This window comes from Nonomuraea sp. NPDC049625, from assembly GCF_040675285.1.
GTDB lineage: Bacteria > Actinomycetota > Actinomycetes > Streptosporangiales > Streptosporangiaceae > Nonomuraea > Nonomuraea angiospora_A.
On sequence record NZ_JBFAOQ010000006.1, the window covers coordinates 297,868 to 318,666 of the forward strand.

Consider the following 20,799-nt stretch of genomic DNA (forward strand, 5'->3'; position numbering starts at 1 on the left):
TACCATCGCGATCGTGTCCGGCGCCACCGTGCTCGCGGTGGGGGCCGCGGCCGGTGGCGCGTACTACCTGCTGCACACCAGAGGGACGCCCGCCGAGACGGCGCAGCGCTTCTCCGCCGCATGGCAGGCCGGCAACTGGGCCGCCATGGGGGCGGAGCTCGCCAAACCACAGCAGCTCAACGCGTACGACCAGCAACGCAGCGCACTCGCCGTCGAGTCGACGGACATCAAGCTCGGCAAGATCACCGAGACCGGCGACAACCGGGCCCGCGCCCCCTACACCGCGACCCTGAACCTCAAGAACATCGGCAAGTGGTCCTACCAGGGCCAGATCGACCTCATGGTGGCCGACCGCACCTGGAAGGTCGACTGGAAGCCCGCCACGCTCTACCCGTCGATGACAGCCGGGGCCGAGTTCAAGCTCAAGACGCGCTGGCCCGACCGCGCCGAGATCACCGACGCCCAGGGAGACCGGATCGACACGGGCGCGGTCGGCGGGTCGGTGCAGCAGCTCGTCGGCTACCTCGACAAGGCCGGCAAGAAGGACGTGGCCAAGCTGGGCTCCTCCTACAAGGTCGGCCAGGCGATCGGGCGCGGCGGGCTGCAGGAGACGTTCCAGAAGCGGCTGGCGGGCACGCCCGCCACCGAGATCCAGCTCGGCGACAAGACGCTGGAGACCATCGAGGGCAGCGACGGCGAGCCCGTCCAGACCACGCTCGACCCGCGCGCGCAGGCCGCGGCGGTGGGCGCGGTCAAGGACATGAAGAAGCCCACGTCGATGGTGGCGATCAAGCCGTCCACGGGCGAGATCCTGGCCGTGGTCAACAACCAGGGCGGCTTCAACCGGGCGCTGGACGGCCGCTACCCGCCCGGCTCGACGTTCAAGGCGGTCACGGCGATCGGCCTGCTGGCGGCCGGGATGTCGCCGTCGGACACGGTGACGTGCCCGATGTACGCGACCATCGGCGGACTTAAGGTCCGCAACTCCGACAAGGAGGCGTTCGGGTCGCTGTCGTTCCTCGACTCGTTCGCCCACTCGTGCAACACGACGTTCGCGCCGCTGGCCGAGCAGAAGCTGGGCGCCGACAAGCTGCTGAAGACGGCCGAGGACGTGGGCTTCAACCAGCCCCTGAACATCGGGGTCCCGGCCGCCAAGGCCAGTTTCCCCCGGGCCGAGTCCGACGCGGAGCTGGCCGCGGAGTCGTTCGGGCAGGCCAGGATCACGGCCAGCCCGCTGACGATGGCCTCGGTGGCCGCCGCCATCGCGGACGGCACGTGGCGGCCGCCGACGCTGGTGCCCTCGTTGAAGCAGAAGGCCGCCGAGCGCCCGCTGCCCGACGGGGTCAAGGACCAGCTGCACTCGATGATGGCGGCCGTGGTGTCCAAGGGCACGGCCAAGGCGGCCGGCCTGCCCGCCGGCACGTACGGCAAGACCGGCACGGCCGAGTTCGGCACCGGCGACGACCTGGACACCCACGCCTGGTTCATGGGCTTCAAGGAGGACGTGGCGTTCGCGGTGGTCGTGGAGGGCGGCGGCGCGGGCGGCAAGGTCGCGGCGCCGGTGGCGGCGTCGTTCCTCAAGGGGCTCTGACGGCCGCGACCAGGTGAACCGGCCTCTGACCTGGGCAGAACTCGGTTGTGCTGGGGATCGGTGGCAAGGAGTACGCGGCGCGGCAGGCGGCCATGGGGCGGCTGGCCGCGCGTGCGGGGTTCCGCGGGGTGGTGGCCTGGTCGAGAGGCGGTTCGGCGCAGGACCATTACGCCGACGTCTACTACCTGACGGGCTTCTACCAGCACCAGCCGTTCATCCCCGACTTCCCCGGCCACTGGCGGGCGCGGGGCCACGCGGCCGTCGTCCTGACCGTGGACGACCCTCCTCTCAGCGAGCACACCGCCGTCCTGCTGACCAACTCCAAGGACCTCCAGGAGCCCCGGCCGGCGGCGCGGGTCCATGTGACGCCCGATCTCGTGGACGCCCTGGCCGAGCAGATCAGGGAGTCGATCCGGCCGGGCCGGGTCGCGTTGATCGGCTACGAGGCGATGGCCGCGCCGTGGTGGTGCCGGCTGCGTTCGGTGCTGCCGGGGCACGAGCTGGTGTGCGCCGACGACCTGGCCTGGGAGGCGCGCCGGATCAAGAGCCCTGCCGAGCTTGACCTGCTGCGCGCCTCGGGGGCGCTCGGGGTGCGCGCGGTGTCCGCCGCCCGGGAGGCCGCCGTACCGGGCGCCACCGAGGCCGACGTGGCGGCGGCCGCGATCGCCGAGATCGTCCGGGCGGGCGGCGCCTACTCCGGCATGGGCATCTCCTCCGGCGCCGAGTCCTACACCTTCGCCGCCTCCGGCCCGACGCCCTACTCCGCCGACCGGCGGCTGGCCGAGGGCGACCTGATCAGGATCGATCTGTACGGCTCCGTGCGCGGCTACCTGTTCGACCTGGCCCGTACGTGGGTCGTCGGCGGCGAGCCGACCACCGAGCAGCGGCGGCTGCTGGAGGCGGTGCGGGAGAGCGTCTCGGCCGGGATCGAGCTGCTGCGGCCCGGCCGGCGCTTCGGCGAGGTGGCGCGGCGGTGCCAGCAGGTGTTCGAACGGTCGGCGTTCGCCGTCCACCACGGACTGCCCTGGTCGGAGACGGACGGCCTCTGGGGCCACGGGCTCGGCCTGTCGCTGGAGCCACCGTGGATCACCGAGGGCGGGCCCGACTCGGACGGCCTGATCGAGGCCGGAATGTGCCTGGCGCTGGAGCGCAGGATCGCGATGCACTCCGTGGGGGGCGCCAGCCATGAGGAGGACGTCATCGTCACCGACTCCGGCCCCGAAGTCATCACCCGCGACCCTTGAGACTTGTTATCCGGCTGTGTAAATTTACTCGCATGGATAACAAAGTGTGGGCTCCCGTCCGGGCCCTCTTCGTGGCCGTGCTCGTCATCTCCGTCGCGACCCTCGGCGTGGCCGCCCTCATCGGCGGCAACTGGGTGGTGTGGCTCCGCGGCGCCGCCGTGGCCGTGGCCGCCGTCTGGCTCGTCGCCCTGGCGGGGCAGGCCGCCCGGGGCAAGAGGTCGGCCTACGTACGCATCCGCTTCGTCTCCATCGCCGCCCCCATCGGGATCGTGCTCATCCTCGTCGCCCCGGACAGCGGCTATCCCGGCTGGATGAAGGCGGAGCAGGCCGTGGTCGGCGTGCTGGTCGCCGCCGTGGCCCTCCTCGTCAACCGACGTGCCGTACGGCAGGCGTTCCCGAAGCGTGGCAAGCTGGGCTGAATGCAGAGCTCTGCCCCCCGCCGGGCGGCCACCGAGGCCCGCAAAGCACAGATCGCCTCCGCCACGATCGCCGTGCTGGCGCGGCGCGGCTACGCGGAGACCACGTTCGAGGCCATCTGCGAGCAGGCGGGGCTCAGCAGCAAGCGGCTGATCTCCTACCACTTCTCCAGCAAGGACCAGCTGTTCGAGGCCGTCGTCCGCCAGGTCGTCGAGGACGCGGCCGCCTTCATGCGCCCGGCGCTCGACGCCGCCTCCGGGGCGCGCGCCCAGCTCGAGGCGTTCATCAGGGCGAACATCGCTTTCATCGCCGCCCATCCCGAGCACGTGCGGGCGGTGCAGCAGATCGCGTTCAACCAGGTGCCCGTGGGCGGTGAGGAGCAGGACGCCGCGGTCGCCAGGCTGGCGGCGCTGTTCGCGGAGGGGCAGCGGGCGGGGGTGTTCCGGGAGTTCGACGGGGTGTTGATGGGTACGACGCTGCGCGCGTCCATCGACGGGGTGGCCGACCGCCTCGTCAAGGGCCTCGACCCTGATCGGTGCGCGGACGAACTGGTCGAGATCTTCGACCGCGCCACGCGCACCTGACCTCGCCTATCACCCGGCAGCGCGGGCGCACTCACGCCTGACCTCGCGGGCCACCGCGAAGCGCAGGCGCGCTCACGCCCGACCCCACGACTCGGCGGGCCATAACCACGGAACGGTCGATACCGTAGATTCGTCCTCGGGTGGCGTGGCGCGCCGGCTCGGCGATGGCCAGACCGGGACCGACACCCGGTCCGTGGGCTGCACGTCGAGCTGGGACACCACCCAGCGGTTGCGTTGGCGATTGGAGACGCGGTGAGCCACAACGTATCCGGCCGGCCGGCCGAACTGACGTACGACCTGGGCTATCACGGGCTGCTTGAGCGTCTTCGATCTCACGGACGCCAGTCAACGGCTCCAAGTGCCCTTGAAGCCGAGCCGGACGAGCTGTTGACGATCGGCGAGCTGGCCAGGACCACCGGCGTGGCCACCTCGGCGTTGCGCTACTGGGAAGAGCTCGGCCTGCTCCCCGCCCCGACCCGGGTCTCGGGCCAACGGCGCTACCCCGCCTCGGCGTTGGCGATCGTCGGCCTGATCCTTTCGTTGCAGGACGTGGGCTTCTCGCTGCGCGAGCTGAAGGTGCTCATCACCTCTCGTTACGAAGACGTCGACGCCTGGCGCGAGCTCCATGAACGCAAGCTCGCCGAGCTCGACGAACGGATCGCCCAGGCGCAGGCCGCGCGCACCGCCATCGCCCACGGCCTGGCCTGCGGGCACCCGGAGGGCATCTTCCACTGCCCCACCTTCGCCCGCGTCATCGCCGCCCGCCTCGCCGGATCCCCTCTCCACGAGGCCCACTCCCACTGACCACCTCACCCCGATCACCTCGGCCGGAGACTCCGGCGGGCGCGCTCCAGGTCGTCTCTGGCGGTCTTGGTCAGCGTCTGCTCGGGGCCCATGACGGCCTCGAACCGGTTCACGACCCATTCGTACTCGGCGAGCGCGTCCGCGATCCGTCCCACTGCCTCGTACGCCGTGGCCAGGCCGTGCCGGGTGATCAGCGTGTCGGGATGGTCTGCGCCCAGCAGCCGCGCCTGTTGCCCGGCGACGTGCTCGTACAGCTGGACGGCCTCATCGGCCCTGTCCGCCGCCTTGTAAGCGCGCGCGAGCTGTCCTTTGACGACCCAGGTATCGGGATAGTCGTGATCGAAGAGCCGCTCGTGATCGGCTATCAGCCGCTGGAACAGCTCGATGCCGCGCTCGGGCCGGCCGCCCTCGACGTTGGTGTACGCCTGGAAATAGCGCGCCGCGAGCAGGGTGGGATGGCCGGGTTCGAGTGCCCGCTCCTGGTCGGCCACCACCTGCTCGATCATCGGCACCGCCTCCGGTGCCCTGCCTCCCATCGTGTACGAGAAGGCCACCGACGCGCGTGACCACAACGTATCCGGATGATCGTCGCCGAGGACGCGGGAGCGGTCGGCCGCGACGCGTTGGTAGAGGGCGGCGGCTTTCATCGCCTGGCCGGCGTACTCGAAGGCGTGCGCCAGCGTGTGCAGGGCCGCGAGGGTGTCCGGGTGCTCAGCGCCCAGGAGCCTCTCGCGCCCTCTGACGACGGCTTCGGCGACCGGGACGGCCCGGAGCCCGTCGTTGAGATAGACCAGATGGGAGGCCACGACGTGGCGGACCCGCAGCACGAGCTCGGCCGCCGCGCGCAGGTGCGCGAACTCGTCGTCGGGGACCCGCTCGACGGCCTCCCACAAGGCCGCCGCGTGCTCGGACACCGCCATGATCGTGGGGAACTTCCGCCAGGTGTCCTGGTCGGAGACGTCCTCGACCGCCACGCACAGCCGCTGCCCGGCTGTCTCGATCAGCTCGGCCAGGGTGCGGTCGCGTCCGGCCTGATCACGTACCGCACGCCGGACGAGGCGGTGGACGAACGCGGTCGTGCCGCTCCGGCTGAAGGTGACCAGCGATCGTGCGCCCAGCTCGGCCAGAGCCGGTTCCGCCTGCGGGCCGAGCAGCTCGAACCCGACGCCGGAGGTCGACAGCACGGACAACTCTCCGAGCAGGCGCGCGGCCGCCGGGCCGGTCTGCCCGACCGACAGCATGATCGCCTGCGCGACTCCGGTGGGGTACTGCTCTCCGCGAGGCCGCGCGAGGAGCACCTCGATGGGGGTGGCGTGCAGCCGCCCCAGGTAGGAGTCGCACGACAGGCGCGGCGGGCCGACCAGGGCGGCTGCGGCGATGCCCAGGGCGAGCGGCAGGCGGTCCAGTTCCTCGGCGAGCAACCGGAAGCCCTCGTCGTCCGCGCCCACCCGCGTGCGGAGGTACTTCACCGCCTCGGCCTCTGTGAACTGCTCCACCGCAACCATCGTGGCGAGCCGTTCGAACGAATGATCATTGGTGGTGATCAGCACGCGAGCTCGGCCGTGCGACGGGAGCAGCGGCGCGAGCAGATCGGGGTCCGTCGCGTTGTCGAACACGACCAGATACGGCCCGCGCCGCTCCTGAAGCCAGGCTCTGACCTTGCGGGCCACGGTCGCCGGGTCGTCCGCGTCGCTGCGTAACCCGGCTTCGGTGGCCAGCTGATCCACGGAACCGTGAAGCTGGTCGACGGTCTCGGCGTGCAGCCACGCCACCGGGATGCCGCGTTCGATGCAGCGCCGGGCATAGGCGGCCGCCAGGTGGGTCTTGCCCACGCCGCGTCCCCCGACCAGCGCACACACCGCCGGCGTGCGGCGGGCGGAGAACAGCTTGTCGATGCGTTCGCTCAGATCCGAACGCGGCTGGAAGGCCTTCGGCTCGCGCGGCACGTCACCGACCGTGCGCAGGTCCCGCTTCGAACCGGACGGCGGGCCGGCGCCCGGTTCCGCCTGACCGGCCCAGATGGCGAGCGGCGTTCCGGGGAGCAGGACGACCAGACCGACGACGATGCTCGTGCTGTCCAGTCCGAGCCCGTTCGCCACGCAGATCCACCAGGCCAGAACCCCGGCCGTCGACGGCAGCGTCGCCGCGATCACGACCTTGAGCCAGCGCGGCATCTCAGCCCTTTCTGCGCGAGAACGGTTCTGTGATGAATCGGAAGGCCGTACTCGACGAGTGTCACACGCCGCCATCACGTTGTCGCGGGCCGATCATGGGAGGGCTCGCCGCAGGCGCCGGAAGCCACGAGCTCCCAGGTCCCCCTCGGGCCAGACCCGGACCGACAAAGCCGTCCCCGAACTCGCGGCGTCTCTCACCTCGAACGCGGTCGCCATCGAGCTTGATCTCATGGATCAACGTACAAAGAGCCGACCAGGCAACCCCCGGCCGCGCCAACCTCACCCCCGCCACCAACCCCACAACCCGAGGCACCGCCAACCTCGCTTCCGCCGCCAACCCGAGAACCCCCGGCACCACCGACCTCACTACCGCCCCCAACCCGACGACTCCCCGGCACCGCCAGCCTCACTACCGCCGCCAACCCGACGGCTCCCTGCGCAGACGACCTCGCCCCGCTGCCTGCCAGGCGACCCTCGACGCCGCCAACCTCGCTTCCGCCCCCAACCCGACAACCCCCGCACCGCCGACCCCACAACCGACCTCAACCCCGCAACCCCCCGCACCACCAGCCTCGCTCCACCGCCAGACCACAACCCTCGACACCCTCAACGTCAGGCCAACGCAACCTCACAACCACCGCCATCGCCAATCTCGCCCCTGCCGATCCCGCAACTCCGGCACCGCCGACCCCACCGCCGCCTCACCCCACGACTCCTGGTGCGGCTGCCCCGTCTGTACACGACCGGGAGCGATCGCGCTTGTCCGTCAAACAGAGGCGGGGTTGCATACAGTGTGTCCATTGCATGCAATGTATGCCATCCGCTAACCTGATCCGCATGCAGACCGATGTGGCGCGGAGGCGGCTGAGGGAGTTGATCCTCGACGGCACGTACCCGCCCGGGGCGCGGTTGACCGAGATGGAGGTCGCGACCGCCCTGGACATGAGCCGCACCCCCGTCCGCGAGGCGCTCCGCGCGCTGGCCGCCGACGGGCTCGTGCAGCCCTCCGGGCGCGGCGTGGTGGTCGTGGCGTTGGAGCAGGGCGACCTGAACGAGGCGTACCAGGTGCGGGCGGCGCTGGAGGCGCTCACCGCCGAACTGGCCGCGACCCGCCAGCGCGAGGGCCGCATCGCCCCCGCCGACCTCGCCTCGCTCCGCGAGATCGCGATCGAAACCGCCACGGCCACCGCCGAGGGGCGGTTGGCCGAGGCCGTGCGGCTCAACCGCCGCTTCCACCGGGTGATCGCCGAGCTGTCGGCCAACTCGATGGCACTGCACGCGCTGGAACGCATCTGGGATCAGATCCAGGTGTCCACGTTGCGCTCGCTGGCGCCGCCGTCGCGGCCCGCGTACGTGTCGGGCCAGCACGAGGAGCTCGTCGCCGCGATCGTTCTGGGCCACCCGGAGGAGGCCGCCAGGGTCGCCCGCGCACACGTACTCGACACCCGTAACATCACCCACAGCGAGGAGGACGAAGCATGACCCGCGAGCACACATACCCGGTCGTGGTGACCTGGACCGGCAACAAGGGCACCGGCACCAGCGGATACCGTGACTACGGCCGCGAGCACGAGCTGACCGCAGAAGGCCCGCCGGCCATCGCGGCCAGCTCCGACCCGGCCTTCCGCGGCGACCCGACACGCTGGAACCCGGAGCAGCTCCTCGTCGGCTCGCTGTCCCAGTGCCACATGCTGTCGTACCTGCACAAGTGCGCCACGGCAGGCGTCGTCGTCACCGAGTACGTCGACAACGCGGTCGGAACCATGGCCGAGACCGCGGACGGCGGCCACTTCACCGAGGTGGTGCTGCGCCCCTCGATCACCGTGACGTCGCCCGAGATGGCCGATGCCGCCGCCAAGCTGCACGAAGACGCGCACAAGGCATGCTTCATCGCCAGCTCCGTGAACTTCCCGGTACGCGTCGAGCCGACCATCCGCGCCGTGTGACCGTAGGTTCGTCCCGGGTGGGCAGGTGCCTGCTCCGTACGGCCGTAGCGGGCCGGAAACCGGTTGGATGTCGCCCTTCACGCCCGGCAGGCTTGGAGCATGAACGATCTCCCCGGGTTCGAGCCCGACGCGCGCCTGCTGATCGTGAACAGCGACGACTTCGGAATGCACCGGACGATCAACGACGCGGTCGTGCGCTCGATCGAGGAGGGGATCTCGGGCTCGTGCAGCCTGATGACGCCCTGCCCGGGGGCGGAGCACGCCATGCGGCTGCTCCGCGACCGGCCGGAGATCCCGTTCGGGATCCATCTGACGTTGGTGTGCGACACGCCTCGCCGCAGGTGGGGGCCGCTGACGCCCAAGGAGGAGGTGCCGTCGCTGCTCGATGCGGCGGGTGAGCTGTTCACGCCCGATCGCATACCGGAGCTGCTCGCCCAGGCCCGTCTCGACGAGGTGGAGCGCGAGTTCCGCGCGCAGATCGCCGCCGTTACCGATGCCGGGCTGGCGCCCACCCACCTGGACTGGCACTGCCTGGCCGATGGCGGGCGCGCCGACGTTTTCGACCTGACGGTGGCGCTGGCCCAGGAGTACGGCCTGGCGGTGCGGGCCTGGCTCGACCCGGCCCGCCAGAAGGTACGGGCGCGCGGGCTGCCGGCGGTCGACCACGACTTCCTGGACAGCTTCCGGCTCGAACTCGACGGCAAGGCGGCCACGTACGCCAGGCTGCTGCGCGAGGTGCCCGTCGGGTTGAGCGAATGGGCCGTCCATCCGGGGCTCGGGGACGAGGACGCTCAGGCGATCGAGCCCGGCGGGTGGCGCGTGCGGCGGACCGACTACGAGTTCCTCACCTCCCCCGAGGCGCGCGAGATCCTGCGGAGCGAGGGGATCGTCGTGCTCGACTACCGGGTCCTGCAGGAGATCTGGGTGAAATGATGCCGCTGATCCCCCAGGCCGAAGTCGGAGGCGCGCTGCGGCGCCGTGGAGTTGTGATGGCTGCCTCCCCTTGACGCAACCGACGGCGGCGCCGAATCGTCCGGCTACTGCGACCGATCCCTGCTCCGCTCGCCGGCGCGTGGGGGCGGCAGCCGGATGACCAGCTTCTTGTCGCGCGCAAGCCGGTGCGCCACCTCGTTGAGCCGGGCGCAGACGTCCTTGATGTTCTGGTGGGCCTTGTTGCGCTCGGCGATGATCGCGGCAAGCAGCAGCGCGGTCAGCGCCGCGGAGCCGTTGAAGGCCTGGAGGGCGACCATGTTGAGGAGGAGGTCGTGCTGGGCGAACGGGCCGGAGTGGCGCGCGGCGGAGACGATCGCCACCGTCGACGTGATCAGCGCGCACGCCGCGGCCCCGAGGAGTTGGAAACGCAGCGCGGACCAGATCAGGAAGGGGAACACGAGAAAGAGCAGGTTGATGGGGCCCGCGGTCGCCACCAGCGTGACGAGGAAGGTGCCCAGCAGCAGCGCCGCCCCTTCGACCCAGCGGAGCGGGTGGGCGTCCCGCGGCAGCCGGGTCGTGCGGCTCGCGAGCAGGAGCGGCGTGACCACGAGCACGCCCATCGCGTCGCCCGTCCACCACACCGACCACGCGGGCCAGAACTCGCCGGGCCGCAGCCCGCCGGCGAGCACCAGCGAGCCGGCGCCGACGGTCGCACTGACCAGCATCCCGGCGAAGGCACCGAGAAACACCAGGGCGAGCGCGTCACGCAGCCGGTCCAGTTCGATGCGGAAGCCCACGCGCTCGATCAGGAGGTAGGCGCATACCGGCGCGAGCGTGTTCCCCACGGAGATGCCCAGGACGGCGGCCATCGTCGGCCCGATCGACACGTTGGTCAGGAATGCGCCGAGGGTGATGCCCGGCCAGGTCCGGAGGCCGAAGATGAGCAGGGCGGCCAGCCCGATTCCCGTCGAGGGCCACAGCGGCGTCACCTGCCCTCGGACCAGCTGCAGTCGCAGCCCCAGCTTGGCGGCCACGAGATAGGCGATCGCGACGGCGAGGATCTTCACGGCCGTCATGGCATGATCCCGTAGCCCATAGTGGACGGCGACAGCCCTCATAGGAACACCTCCGGCCCCGCCGAATCGACGCCCGGTCTAGCGCGTACCGCGGCAACACTCGTCTGTTCAGGCTCGGGTTCCGGCCTTTGGCGTGGCATGACCGGCCCTGTCTCAAAACTAGTCATAATCCGCCAGATGGGACCCAACGCCAGGTAATCGACATATACGTCAAAAGCGATACAGCCATAGAAAAGGGAAAGGCTCCTCCGTCGCGGCTATGCGGACGCGTGGCTTGGCGCCTGATTCGGTGCGACGCTGGGGTTGCGCAGGCAGGTCGTGGGACCGCGCCGATGTTCGCTGCGTGGCCCCACCTATGGTGTGCTTTCAGTGTTTGCCGAGGAAGTCGGTGATGAGCTGCAACCACTCGTCGGTTCGCTCCAGCATCGGGAGGTGGCCGCCGGCGATTTCGGTGAGTCGGGCACCGGGGATGGTCTCGGCGAGCCGGCGGTGCAGGGCGGTGGAGGTGACCCAGTCGTCGGTGGTCGAGATGACCAAGGTGGGGACCTTGATGCCGGCCAGGTCGTCTCGGACGTCGACCCGGCCGACCAGGTCGACTTGTTCGGGGGAGCCGTCGGCTGCGGTGGCGGCGGCGAAGCCGAGGGTCTCCTGCAGTTGCTCGGACGACATCGACTCCAGCGCCTGGGTGCCGAGGGCCATCATGAGCAGGAATTCGGCGAGCGTCTCGCGGTCGCCGGACGCGGCGATCTTTCTCCAGACCGAGGAGGCAAGAGCGAGCCGGTTGTCGCGGTACGGGAAGGTGGCGGTCAGGACGAGTGCGGTGACGCGCTCGGGGTGACGGGCGGCAGCGCGGATGGCGACCGAGCCGCCGAGGGAGAACCCGGACAGAGCGAAGCGGTCGAGGCCCTCCGCATCGGCGGCGGCAACGAGTTGGTCGGCAAGGTCGTCGACGGACAGCTGGGAGGTGGAGCGGGGGGTGTCGCCGCTGCCGGGGTAGTCGATGCCGACGACGGTGTGGCGGGCGGCGAGACCTTCCAGGATGGGGCCGTAGGTGTTGGCCAGGCTGCTGCCGGCGCCGTGGGCGAGGAGCAGGCCGGGGCCGGAGCCGAGGCGAGTGCGTGCGAACGTGGGTTCGGGCAGGGTGCGAGGTGACATGGTCAGCCATCTTTCAGAGGATCTTGATGCTGGTGGGGCGGGCAGCTGCATGCAGGCGCCGGGCGCGTGGCTGCCCCGGACCTAGAATGCGGCGGCGAGGTCCGCGCCCGCCTCAGCGGCGGGAGGGTGGTGCGGGCTCCATCGGTTTCCGGTGCTCGTGGCCGGTCGGTGGAGCGCGTCGGGGCCGCGGCCTCGTTGAGCTCGGGTGAGGCGGTGGCCAGGGGTCAGGGCAGGAGGACGATCTTGCCCCGGTTGCGGCGGGCTTCGATGTCGACGTGGGCCTGGGCGGCTTCGCCGAGCGGGTAGGCCCGCCAGACGGGGAGATCGAACGCGGCGGTGGCGATCAGGTCGGCCAGCTGCGGCAGGGCCTCGGGGAAGCGATCCTCGGGGCTCATGCCGGTGAACCGCACGCCGTGCCGGGCGAAGGACGGATCGGCGATGGTGATGACCTTGCCCGCATCGCCGACCAGGGTGACGGATTCGGCGAGCACGCCCGCGCCGCAGGCATCGAAGACAAAGTTCACACCGCTCGGGGCCGCGCCCTTGACCCGCTCGGCCCAGCCCTCGCCGTAGCGCACGGCGGTCGCGCCGAGGCGATCGACCCGCTCGATGTCCCGCTCGGCGACTGTGCCGATCACGGCGATGCCGCGGGCGGCGGCCAGTTGCACCGCGATGGTGCCGACGCTGCCGCTCGCGCCGTGGATCAGCAAGGTCTGGCCCTTGTCGATCCCCAGGTGCTCCAAGGCCCGGTAGGCGGCCTCGCCGACCGTGATCATGCCGGCCGCGGTCTCGTACGACAGCTGGTTCGGCTTGGCGAACGGCCGGTCCAGCAGTGCGTACTCGCTGTAGCCGCCCACCGAAGCGACGCCGAAGACCTCGTCGCCGACCGCGAAGCTCGCGCCTTCGCCGACCTTGTCGACCACGCCTGCCACGTCCCACCCAGGCAGGTGCGGGAACTCGATGGGGAAGGCGTCCTGCATGATCCCGGCGCGGATCCGCGCATCGATCGGGTTGACGGCGGCCGCCCGTACGCGGATACGGATCTGACCCGGAGCCGGCTCCGGCGGCGGAACCTCCGACAGGGTGAGGACCTCCGGCCCGCCGTACTCGGAGAAGGTGATCGCAGTGGACATCAGGCACTTCCTGAGGAGAGGGAACCGCACACGCAAGAATCATCCAGTGCGTGTGATTACTCTCTCTATTTATCACACGCGGCGTATGATTTGAGCTGTGACGTCAATCACACATGATGTGTGATTGCCTGTTAGGGTGGTGGCATGAAGCAGCCGGTCCACCGCCGTCAGCCGACCCCGAGCAACCCACGCGTGCAGCGCACCCGCAACCATGTGCTGACCACCGCGCGAGAACTGCTACCTGAGGTCGGACCGGCCGGGTTGACCTATGCTCTGCTGGCCGAGCGGGCAGATGTCACCCGCCAGACCCTCTACCGGCACTGGCCGAACCGAGCCGCGCTGCTCTTCGATCTCATCCTCGAGGGCCCCGACCTCGGCACCTACCCCGAACCGGGCAGCGACGTGCGCGCCGTGGCCACCGCCTGGCTGAAGAGCCTGCGTGCCGGCGTCAGCGTCCCGGCCATGCGCACCGCCGTGCTGGCCGTCACCGCCCAGGCCGACCACGACCCCGACAGCGCCCAGGCACTCGTCCGCATCGGCGAAGACCGCCACGCCGCCTTGAACAAGCTGCTGGAGCCTTCGGGCGTTCGGATCAGCGACGACGAATACACCCTGCTGTACGGGCCCGTCCTCGCCAGGCTCCTCCTCGACCGCGGCCAGGTCAGCGACGCCTTCATCGATGCCGTCGTGGCCCAGTGGCTCACCACCCTGCAGCGTGCGGGCGCACTGCAGGCGAACCCGATGGAGACCTGACCGCCGCGGGTCAGCCCTCCGCGCCGTCCTCGTGCAGGGGCGTGACGGGCACCCTGGCCACTTGGAGCTGGAACGGCCCCGGTCCGCGTGGATGGACCGGGGCCGTTCGTCGTCGGCGGGCTTGGTCTGCCTCTCCTTGGGAGGCTGCGGGTCACAGGCTGCGGGCGGTGATGTCGCCGTTGGAGGTGGTGGCGTGGATGTCGAGTTCGGCGATGCCGTTGTTCTTGAGGGCGTTGGTGATGCGGCCGTAGGTGGTGCCGGCGTCCAGCGCGGCCGAGACCCCGGCCGCGGCGGCGATCGCGATGTCGCCGGACTGGGTGCGGAGCACGACCTTGCCGCCGCCGGCCTCGGCGATGCGGATGTCGCCCCGTGCGGTGCTGATCTGCGCGGGGCCGTCCAGGCGGGCGACCTCGACGTCGCCGTCGGTCGCGGTCAGGCGCAGGCTCGCGATCTCCTCGAGCGTGATCTGGCGGTACGCGCCGTCGAAGGCGACGTCGCCGAGCCGGCCGAGGGTCCGGAGTTCGGCGGCGGCCGCCTTCGCCTCGATGCGGGAGCCGGTGGGCAGCTTGACGGTCACGTCGATGGATCCGGACGGGCCGAGGTACCGGTCCTTCACCGAGGTCTCGATCCGCAGGACGCCGTCGGCGTAGGCGACCGTGGTCTCCTCGGCCGCCTTCACGTCACGGCTCTTGGAGGGGTTGGTGGGCTGGATCTCGACCGTGGTGTCGGCCTGGTCGGCGGCGATGAGCTGGACGCGTCCCGCGGGGATGTGCAGGACGGCGGCGATCGGGGCGGGGGTGTCGAACTTCTGCATCGTGTGCTCCTTGTGCGGTGTTCTTTCGATGCCCCTACGATCGCCGACCGCTCTGATATGGGGCTGTCGCCGTCCTGACGCCGCCACTGACATCCGGCAGGCCTCTTGCGTGCGTTCAGGGCGAGGCCGGCGCCTGGCCCTCGCCAGTGGTGTCAGGGTGGCCCGCACCAGCTTGAGTGGCTTGGTGGCGGCGGCCGGTTCACCTGTGCCGGCACCGCAAGTCGTTCGGTCACCTTGCCTGTTCAGATCGCTGTCGATCGACCCGCCGCTCGGGCCGACACCCTCAAGCCGCCGGAAGTCCTTGAGGCCGTCGCGCCGCCGGCGACTACCCAAAGGTCACGGACGCCGAGGACCACGACCACCATGCGACGCGCATCCGGCATGACTGCCGTACGACGCGGGTCCGGCGCAGGCGCCGCAGACGGGACGCAGGGGCCAACTCCCCGGAACGGATCGACGACGACCCTGGGAACGCGGCATGAACAGGCCGAGAACGGCCGGTGACGCAGCGTGTGGGAGGGGGTTCATGCGGCGCCCGGAAGGCGCCGATCCGTGAAGGGGCGGCTAGAAAGTGGCGGCGGCCAAGGCGAGCGCGCCGGCGGCCTCGTGGCGAAGCACCATGATCAGGAGCGTGGCGACCAGCGTGGCTATGAGCAGCCAGCTGATCAGGATGATGACCGTCGAGCGGCGTGGCCGCCTCCGGCGGCCCGGTTGCCCCTTGGCCTTCGCCTCGCTGCGACGCACCCGCTCGTTGAACGACTCCAGTCGTGCGACGAGTCGCGGATCGTCGGCGACGAGGTGCTGCTCAATCTGGGCCAGCATCCGCTCCTCGTCCTGCGACCAGGCCATAGGCGCACCTCCCGAACGCAAGCTCTGCGACGTCTTTCTGCCCAACCCTGAAGATCATTAGCCCCCGCCTGACCAGGTAATTGCAACCTCTTTTCAGTTTGCGATCATGCTCGAACTCTTGTTCTAATCATGGCATGCGCTGGGACAACCTGCGCCTGGCCGGGCCCGGCCAGGACGATCCGGCCGTGCCGCTGTTCGCTCGCGGCGCGGTCACCCGCACCTTCGACACGCCCGAGTTCAGGGGGATGACCTTCTATGAGATCCGGGCCAGATCCATCATCAACCGGGTTCCGGGGGCCAGCCGGGTCCCGTTCGAGTACACGATCAACCCCTACCGCGGGTGCACGCATCGCTGTATTTACTGTTTTGCCCGAAAAACGCATGAATATCTAGATTTTGATGCCGGGGCGGACTTCGACTCGAAGATCGTCGTCAAGGTCAACGCCGCCGAGCTGGCCCGCAAGGAGCTGGCCTCGCCACGCTGGGGCGGCCACCACGTGGCCATGGGCACCAACGTCGACTGCTACCAGCGTGCGGAGGGCCGCTACAAGCTGATGCGCGGCATCCTGGCCGCGTTGCGCGACGCGCGCAACCCGTTCTCGATCCTCACCAAGGGCACGCTGATCCTGCGGGACCTCGACCTGCTGACGGAGGCCGCGGACGTCGCGGACGTGAGCACCAGCGTGTCCGTCGGCTTCGTCGACCCGGAGGCGTGGCGCGCGGTGGAGCCGGGCACCCCCAACCCGCGCAGGCGCCTCGAGGTGTGCGCGACGCTCAACGACAACGGGATCGCGTGCGGTGTCCTGATGGCCCCGATCCTCCCGTTCCTCACCGACTCCCCCGCCCAGCTGGAGACCACCGTCAAGGAGATCGCCGCCTCCGGCGCCACCCACATCGTCCCCATCGTGCTCCACCTGCGGCCGGGGGCGCGGGAGTGGTGGCTGGGGTGGCTGTCGCGCGAGCATCCGCGCCTGGTGCCGCGCTATCTGGAGCTGTACGGGCGCGGCGCGTACGCGCCCAAGGCGTACCAGGAGCGGGTGACGGGCCTGGTCAAGGAGCTGGCCGAACGCCACGGCGTGGGCCGCGCCACCGCGGCCATGGCCCGCCGTATCCCACCCCGGCCCGCGCTGGTCACGCACGAGCCGGAGCAGCTACGCCTGCTCTGAGCTCCTCGCGACACCATCACGGCCCTCGCCGCGCCGATCCCGTACGCGATCATGGGCCGGCGCAGGAAATGACGTCGGCGGACTCGACGGCGTGTGCCGGGTCGGTCGGTGCGTAATTCGTGGCTCTCGCCGTCGTGTGGAGCGCGAGCTTCCTGTTCATCAAGGTCTCGCCAGACGGGGCACCTTGATCGGCGCACAACGGCATCGCGGCCCAGGGTTTCCCCAGGCCGCCAGCGGTTTGCCACTACCCGTTTACATGATCGTCACCGGCCCGGCCGACGCTGCTTGGTGCAGATCAAGGAGGCGCGAATGCGTTGGCTCAAGTCGCTCGTCGTGGCGATGCTCGTCCTGTCCACTGGCGCGGTCCCGGCGTCGGCGTCGGTGTCCGCTGCCCCGGACGGCGCGCTGACACTCGCTTCGTCGACCGTGCGCCGTGGCGAGCCGATCAAGGCGTCCTACACCACGCCCCGCCCCGATCCGACCAACTGGCTCGGCCTCTACACCGACCCGGGCGACGGCCCGGTGGACGAGAAGTTCGTCGGTCCGTCGGTGCGCTGGACGTACATCGCCGGGGAAAGCGGTGCGGCCACCCTGCCGACCGACGGGCTGGAGCCGGGCAACTACCTCGTTTTCGCTCTGGCGCAGGACGGCTACCAGTGGCTCGCCGCGCCGGTGAAGGTCCGGATCACGAGCGACGCGCCGCTGCACTTCGTCACCGACGCCTTCAAGTTGCGCAACGCCCGCGCCCTCGCCCCGTACCAGGCGAGGGTGGGAGGTCTGGTACGGGGGGACACCGACGGGCTCACCTTCCGCAAGGTCAGCGGGCCGCGGTGGATCAGCGTGTCGGCCGACGGCGAGGTCACCGGGACGCCGCGCCTGCGCGACTCGCTGCGTCCGGAGTCCCTGCGGGTCGAGGCCCGCAACACGCGCGCCGAGACCAGCACGGCGACGGTCGGCATCGACGTCCGGCGGCCGGGCCAGGACCTGGTGCCCGAGCTCAGGGCGATGAGCTTCAACCTGTGGCACAGCGGCAGCCAGGTCGACGGCGGCCGGGAGAAGGAGCTGCGGTTCCTGCTCCAGTCCGATGTGGACGTCGTGGGTCTCCAGGAGACCTCGGCCGTCTCCACCCGCGAGCTGGCCGAAGCGCTGGGCTGGGACTATCACCAGTCGGGCACCGACATCGGCGTGATCAGCCGTTACCCGATCACCGAACGCAAGGCTCCGGTGGACAGCGGCCCGCTGTCGGTGGCGACCAAGGTCCGGGTGCGGATCGGCGAGCGCCAGGACGTCGTGGTGTGGAACGTCCACCTCGGCTACAACCCGTACGGCCCGTACGACACGTGCTTCGGCAAGCTGACGCAGGAACAGCTGCTGGCCAACGAGGAGCGTTCCGGGCGCACGCCCCAGATCCAGGCCGTCTTGGGCGAGATGGCACCGGACCTGGCCGCGGCGCGGCGTACGCCGGTGCTGCTGACGGGCGACTTCAACGCCCCGTCCCATCTGGACTGGACCAAGGACACGCGCCGGTGCGGGTACACCACGGTCCCGTGGCCGACCTCGGTGCTGCCCGCGCAGGCGGGGCTGCGGGACTCCTACCGGGTGGCGCACCCGAACCCGGTGACCGCGCCGGGCATCACCTGGTCGCCGATCTATCCGGTGTTCACCGGCGGTTACGGGTACGACCCGCACAAGGGAGAGCCCGAGCCGCAGGACCGGATCGACTTCGTCTACTACGCGGGCCCGCTCCGAGTGACCGGCTCCAGCGCCCTGGTCGAGGGCACGCCGACGGCCGTCCCCAACCACCGCGGCAACGCCTGGTCCTCGGACCACGCCGCCGTACTCACCACGTTCCGCACCTCCCGGCTCTGACCGCCCAAGCGGGGGGACGTGACCTGCGGAGGCGCGGGAAGAAGCGACCTGTACGGAGTCAGCGGTCCGTACCGGTCGCGTTGTAGCCGTAACGCTCGACCACCGACCCCGACACCACGGGCTGCCCGGCCGACATCACAGGCTCGGGCAGATCGGGCACCACCTCGCGCAACCAGCTCAGGAGATCCACGCCGTCGGGCTGCGTCAACAACTCGGCAGTGCGCTTCGGATGATGGATCGCCAAGCGGCCGGGTTCGGCATCGAGTTCGGCGGCGCCGCAGCGAGAGCTCGGTCGTCCAGCTCCGCCGCCCGATCCCGTCCTCACCAGGAGCACGGCCGCTCGCCTGTGGAACTCAAGGGGCGGATGATGCCGAAGTCGATCACCCACTACCTGGTGCGGCGTCGGCCCTGCGACGTACGCCGTGGGGATCCAGGGCAATGCCGCCTCCGGGTCGGCGGCCAGCACGGCGGCCGTCCAATCCCCGCCGACCTGCTGGGCGACGGCGACCTCCCTGGCGAACCGCCGGCGGAAATCCGGGGCAGCGCCGCCTTACCGGCGACGGAACTCGAGGGCCGGCCGATGTGAAAGACACCCGAGCCTGGGCTCGGGTGTCCTGTTTCGATCGACGACGGGCTGGTGACTAGCGGCCTACTCGCACCTCGCGCAGTTGCAGCCGGTTGCCGTCGGGATCCTGGAAGACCGCGAGACAGCCCCACGGGTACTCGAGCACCTCGGTATCGAACTGCACGCCGCGTGACTTCAGCGTCTGGTATGCCTTCTGGAAGTTTCCGGTGTCGATGGTGTACGCCCCTGGGGTGTGGCTCTTGAGCGGCTGGGCATGCCCGGGTGTCCCCGGCCACAGAACCAGCTGGAACTTCTGCCCGGGGAGACCGACCGTCAGGAACCGTGGTCCGTCGGGCGTCGGGTTGTCGAACCGCTGCTCGAACTCAAGCACGTTGGTGTAGAAGTCGAGCGCCTTGTCCTGGTCGCTGACGAACACGGTCGCGTACGCGATTTCTTTCAGCATCGTTGTCCCTCCTGGGTTCGTGGTCGTTACCGGTATGACCGATGGCGACGAGCGAATGTGACCACCGGCCTCCGGGTCACCAGTCGAGCGGAGTCAGGTCGAGGCGGCGGAGGCGCTCGGGGTCGGCGAGAATGTCGATCGTGGCGATCCTGCCGCCCCTGACGGTGAATCCGGCGACCGACTCGGGCTCACCGTCCCGCCTGGTGACCACCCCGACCGCGCCGTTGATCAGCGCCAGCTCAATGGCCAGGCCGAGCCGGGAGAAGGTCACCGCCTGGCGGGCGATCGCCTCTGCTCCGCGGACCTCGCCCGACCCAGGGGCGGGACCGACGTCGGCTCTGAGCACCGCGTCCGGGTGCAGCACGCAGACCAGCCGGTCGAAGTCCCCCTCACGCGCGGCCACCAGGAATGCCTCGACGACCTCGCATTGAGTCCGGGGATCGCTGTCGGGGACCGTCTCCTCAAGGCGCACGCGGCGGCGCGCGCGGCTGGCGAGCTGGCGTGCCGCCTCCGGGGAACGGTCGACGATCGGCGCGATCTGGTCGAATGGCACCGCGAACATGTCGTGCAGCACGAAGGCGAGCCGCTCGGCCGGGCTCAGCTTCTCCAGCACGACGAGCAGGGCCAGGCCCATCGAGTCGGCCAGCAGCGCCTCATGCTCGGGGTCGGTGCCATCGACGCGGTCGACGATCGGCTCCGGCACGTGCACGGCGTCCAGAGACTCCTCGCGTCGCGTTCGGCGTGCGTGCAGCATGTTCAGCGAGACGCGCGCCACCGCCGTCGTCAGCCATCCGCCGAGGTTACCGATCTCGCCGGCGTCCGAGCGGCTCAGCCGGATCCACGCCTCCTGGACGGCATCGTCGGCCTCACTCACCGATCCGAGCATCCGATACGCCACAGCTTTGAGCTGGGCGCGATGCGCCTCAAATCGCTCCGCCAACCACTGATTGTCGTCCATCCGCCACACCCGTTCGTCCGTTCGTGTTACAGCACTGACCGACCGAACATCGCGAATGTGACCTCGCGACAGGAACATGCCGGCAGGCAAGAAGATCGCAGTCCCCACGGGCGCGACTGGGCCGGCTCAACGGAGGTCCCCGACGCGTGAACTCGTCCCCTTGATCAACCTCAGCCATGGCCCGGACCTCCGGCTGCCCTGTCCGACCACCACCATCGGGGAGTCGCTCGTTATAGCGTGACCTTGCGTGTGCTGATCCGTGGCCGCCGGCGTGGGATTTTGATGCGCTCGACCCCTGGTTCGGC

20 protein-coding genes are annotated in these 20,799 nt (G+C 70.2%); 11 read left to right on the forward strand and 9 right to left on the reverse strand.

Annotation, left to right across the window (positions count from 1 at the left end; genetic code table 11):
• Window positions 1-13: 13 nt before the first annotated feature.
• The 5 genes from AB0J87_RS27325 to AB0J87_RS27345 all read left to right on the forward strand — a co-directional run bounded on the left by AB0J87_RS27325 (window position 14) and on the right by AB0J87_RS27345 (window position 4,640).
• The gene (locus tag AB0J87_RS27325; protein WP_363969556.1) at window positions 14-1,591 is read left to right on the forward strand and encodes a penicillin-binding transpeptidase domain-containing protein; all 1,578 of its coding nucleotides are present in this window, start codon (window positions 14-16) and stop codon (window positions 1,589-1,591) included.
• 47 nt (window positions 1,592-1,638) lie between these two features.
• Window positions 1,639-2,835 (forward strand): Xaa-Pro peptidase family protein, encoded by a 1,197-nt coding sequence (locus AB0J87_RS27330; protein ID WP_363969558.1) that lies wholly within the window; start codon window positions 1,639-1,641, stop codon window positions 2,833-2,835.
• 32 nt (window positions 2,836-2,867) lie between these two features.
• Window positions 2,868-3,254, forward strand: a complete 387-nt coding sequence (locus AB0J87_RS27335) for a hypothetical protein (protein WP_363969560.1) — start codon at window positions 2,868-2,870, stop codon at window positions 3,252-3,254.
• Window positions 3,255-3,836: a TetR/AcrR family transcriptional regulator gene (locus AB0J87_RS27340; protein ID WP_363969562.1), complete on the forward strand. Its 582-nt coding sequence runs from the start codon at window positions 3,255-3,257 to the stop codon at window positions 3,834-3,836. It begins immediately after the preceding gene.
• Between the two features lie 252 nt (window positions 3,837-4,088).
• Window positions 4,089-4,640, forward strand: a complete 552-nt coding sequence (locus AB0J87_RS27345; RefSeq protein WP_363969564.1) for a MerR family transcriptional regulator — start codon at window positions 4,089-4,091, stop codon at window positions 4,638-4,640.
• Window positions 4,641-4,654: 14 nt separating this feature from the next.
• On the opposite strand, the gene AB0J87_RS27350 is transcribed toward AB0J87_RS27345, so the two are convergent.
• Window positions 4,655-6,814: a tetratricopeptide repeat protein gene (locus AB0J87_RS27350; RefSeq protein ID WP_363969566.1), complete on the reverse strand. Its 2,160-nt coding sequence runs from the start codon at window positions 6,812-6,814 to the stop codon at window positions 4,655-4,657.
• An 837-nt stretch (window positions 6,815-7,651) separates the two neighbouring features.
• On the opposite strand from AB0J87_RS27350, the gene AB0J87_RS27355 reads away from it, so the two are divergent.
• The 3 genes from AB0J87_RS27355 (at window position 7,652) to AB0J87_RS27365 (ending at window position 9,693) form a co-directional block, all read left to right on the forward strand.
• On the forward strand, window positions 7,652-8,296 hold the full coding sequence (locus AB0J87_RS27355) for a GntR family transcriptional regulator (protein WP_363969568.1): 645 nt from the start codon (window positions 7,652-7,654) through the stop codon (window positions 8,294-8,296).
• The gene (locus AB0J87_RS27360) at window positions 8,293-8,760 is read left to right on the forward strand and encodes an OsmC family protein (RefSeq protein WP_363969570.1); all 468 of its coding nucleotides are present in this window, start codon (window positions 8,293-8,295) and stop codon (window positions 8,758-8,760) included. Before AB0J87_RS27355 ends, AB0J87_RS27360 begins: the two co-directional genes overlap by 4 nt.
• 99 nt (window positions 8,761-8,859) lie before the next feature.
• On the forward strand, window positions 8,860-9,693 hold the full coding sequence (locus AB0J87_RS27365) for a polysaccharide deacetylase family protein (protein WP_363969572.1): 834 nt from the start codon (window positions 8,860-8,862) through the stop codon (window positions 9,691-9,693).
• 104 nt (window positions 9,694-9,797) lie between these two features.
• Here AB0J87_RS27365 and AB0J87_RS27370 read toward each other — a convergent pair whose 3' ends face one another.
• The 3 genes from AB0J87_RS27370 to AB0J87_RS27380 form a co-directional block, all read right to left on the reverse strand.
• Entirely contained in the window at window positions 9,798-10,769 is a 972-nt protein-coding gene (locus AB0J87_RS27370; RefSeq protein ID WP_363969574.1) for an MASE1 domain-containing protein, read from the reverse strand.
• 366 nt (window positions 10,770-11,135) lie between these two features.
• Window positions 11,136-11,924 (reverse strand): alpha/beta hydrolase, encoded by a 789-nt coding sequence (locus tag AB0J87_RS27375; protein WP_363969576.1) that lies wholly within the window; start codon window positions 11,922-11,924, stop codon window positions 11,136-11,138.
• Window positions 11,925-12,148: 224 nt separating this feature from the next.
• Window positions 12,149-13,057: an NADP-dependent oxidoreductase gene (locus AB0J87_RS27380; RefSeq protein WP_363969578.1), complete on the reverse strand. Its 909-nt coding sequence runs from the start codon at window positions 13,055-13,057 to the stop codon at window positions 12,149-12,151.
• Window positions 13,058-13,201: 144 nt separating this feature from the next.
• Here AB0J87_RS27380 and AB0J87_RS27385 point away from each other — a divergent pair, with 144 nt between their 5' ends.
• The gene (locus tag AB0J87_RS27385) at window positions 13,202-13,810 is read left to right on the forward strand and encodes a TetR/AcrR family transcriptional regulator (protein ID WP_363969580.1); all 609 of its coding nucleotides are present in this window, start codon (window positions 13,202-13,204) and stop codon (window positions 13,808-13,810) included.
• Between the two features lie 151 nt (window positions 13,811-13,961).
• Here AB0J87_RS27385 and AB0J87_RS27390 read toward each other — a convergent pair whose 3' ends face one another.
• On the reverse strand, window positions 13,962-14,624 hold the full coding sequence (locus AB0J87_RS27390; RefSeq protein WP_363969582.1) for a DUF4097 family beta strand repeat-containing protein: 663 nt from the start codon (window positions 14,622-14,624) through the stop codon (window positions 13,962-13,964).
• Window positions 14,625-15,188: 564 nt separating this feature from the next.
• Entirely contained in the window at window positions 15,189-15,473 is a 285-nt protein-coding gene (locus AB0J87_RS27395; RefSeq protein WP_350732026.1) for a DUF3040 domain-containing protein, read from the reverse strand.
• Between the two features lie 134 nt (window positions 15,474-15,607).
• Between AB0J87_RS27395 and AB0J87_RS27400 the strand changes: the two genes are divergently transcribed.
• Window positions 15,608-16,639 carry an Rv2578c family radical SAM protein gene (locus AB0J87_RS27400; RefSeq protein ID WP_363969584.1) on the forward strand — a complete coding sequence of 344 codons (1,032 nt, stop codon included), beginning with the start codon at window positions 15,608-15,610 and terminating at the stop codon, window positions 16,637-16,639.
• A gap of 309 nt (window positions 16,640-16,948) precedes the next feature.
• Complete coding sequence (locus AB0J87_RS27405; protein ID WP_363969586.1) at window positions 16,949-18,508, forward strand: endonuclease/exonuclease/phosphatase family protein; 1,560 nt, start codon at window positions 16,949-16,951, stop codon at window positions 18,506-18,508.
• Window positions 18,509-18,566: 58 nt separating this feature from the next.
• Here the strand turns inward: AB0J87_RS27405 and AB0J87_RS27410 are convergent, their stop codons facing one another.
• The 3 genes from AB0J87_RS27410 to AB0J87_RS27420 all read right to left on the reverse strand — a co-directional run bounded on the left by AB0J87_RS27410 (window position 18,567) and on the right by AB0J87_RS27420 (window position 20,494).
• On the reverse strand, window positions 18,567-18,974 hold the full coding sequence (locus tag AB0J87_RS27410; protein ID WP_363969588.1) for a hypothetical protein: 408 nt from the start codon (window positions 18,972-18,974) through the stop codon (window positions 18,567-18,569).
• A gap of 175 nt (window positions 18,975-19,149) precedes the next feature.
• Window positions 19,150-19,536, reverse strand: a complete 387-nt coding sequence (locus AB0J87_RS27415; protein ID WP_363969590.1) for a VOC family protein — start codon at window positions 19,534-19,536, stop codon at window positions 19,150-19,152.
• A gap of 76 nt (window positions 19,537-19,612) precedes the next feature.
• Entirely contained in the window at window positions 19,613-20,494 is an 882-nt protein-coding gene (locus AB0J87_RS27420) for a sigma-70 family RNA polymerase sigma factor (RefSeq protein WP_363969592.1), read from the reverse strand.
• Window positions 20,495-20,799 lie beyond the last annotated feature (305 nt).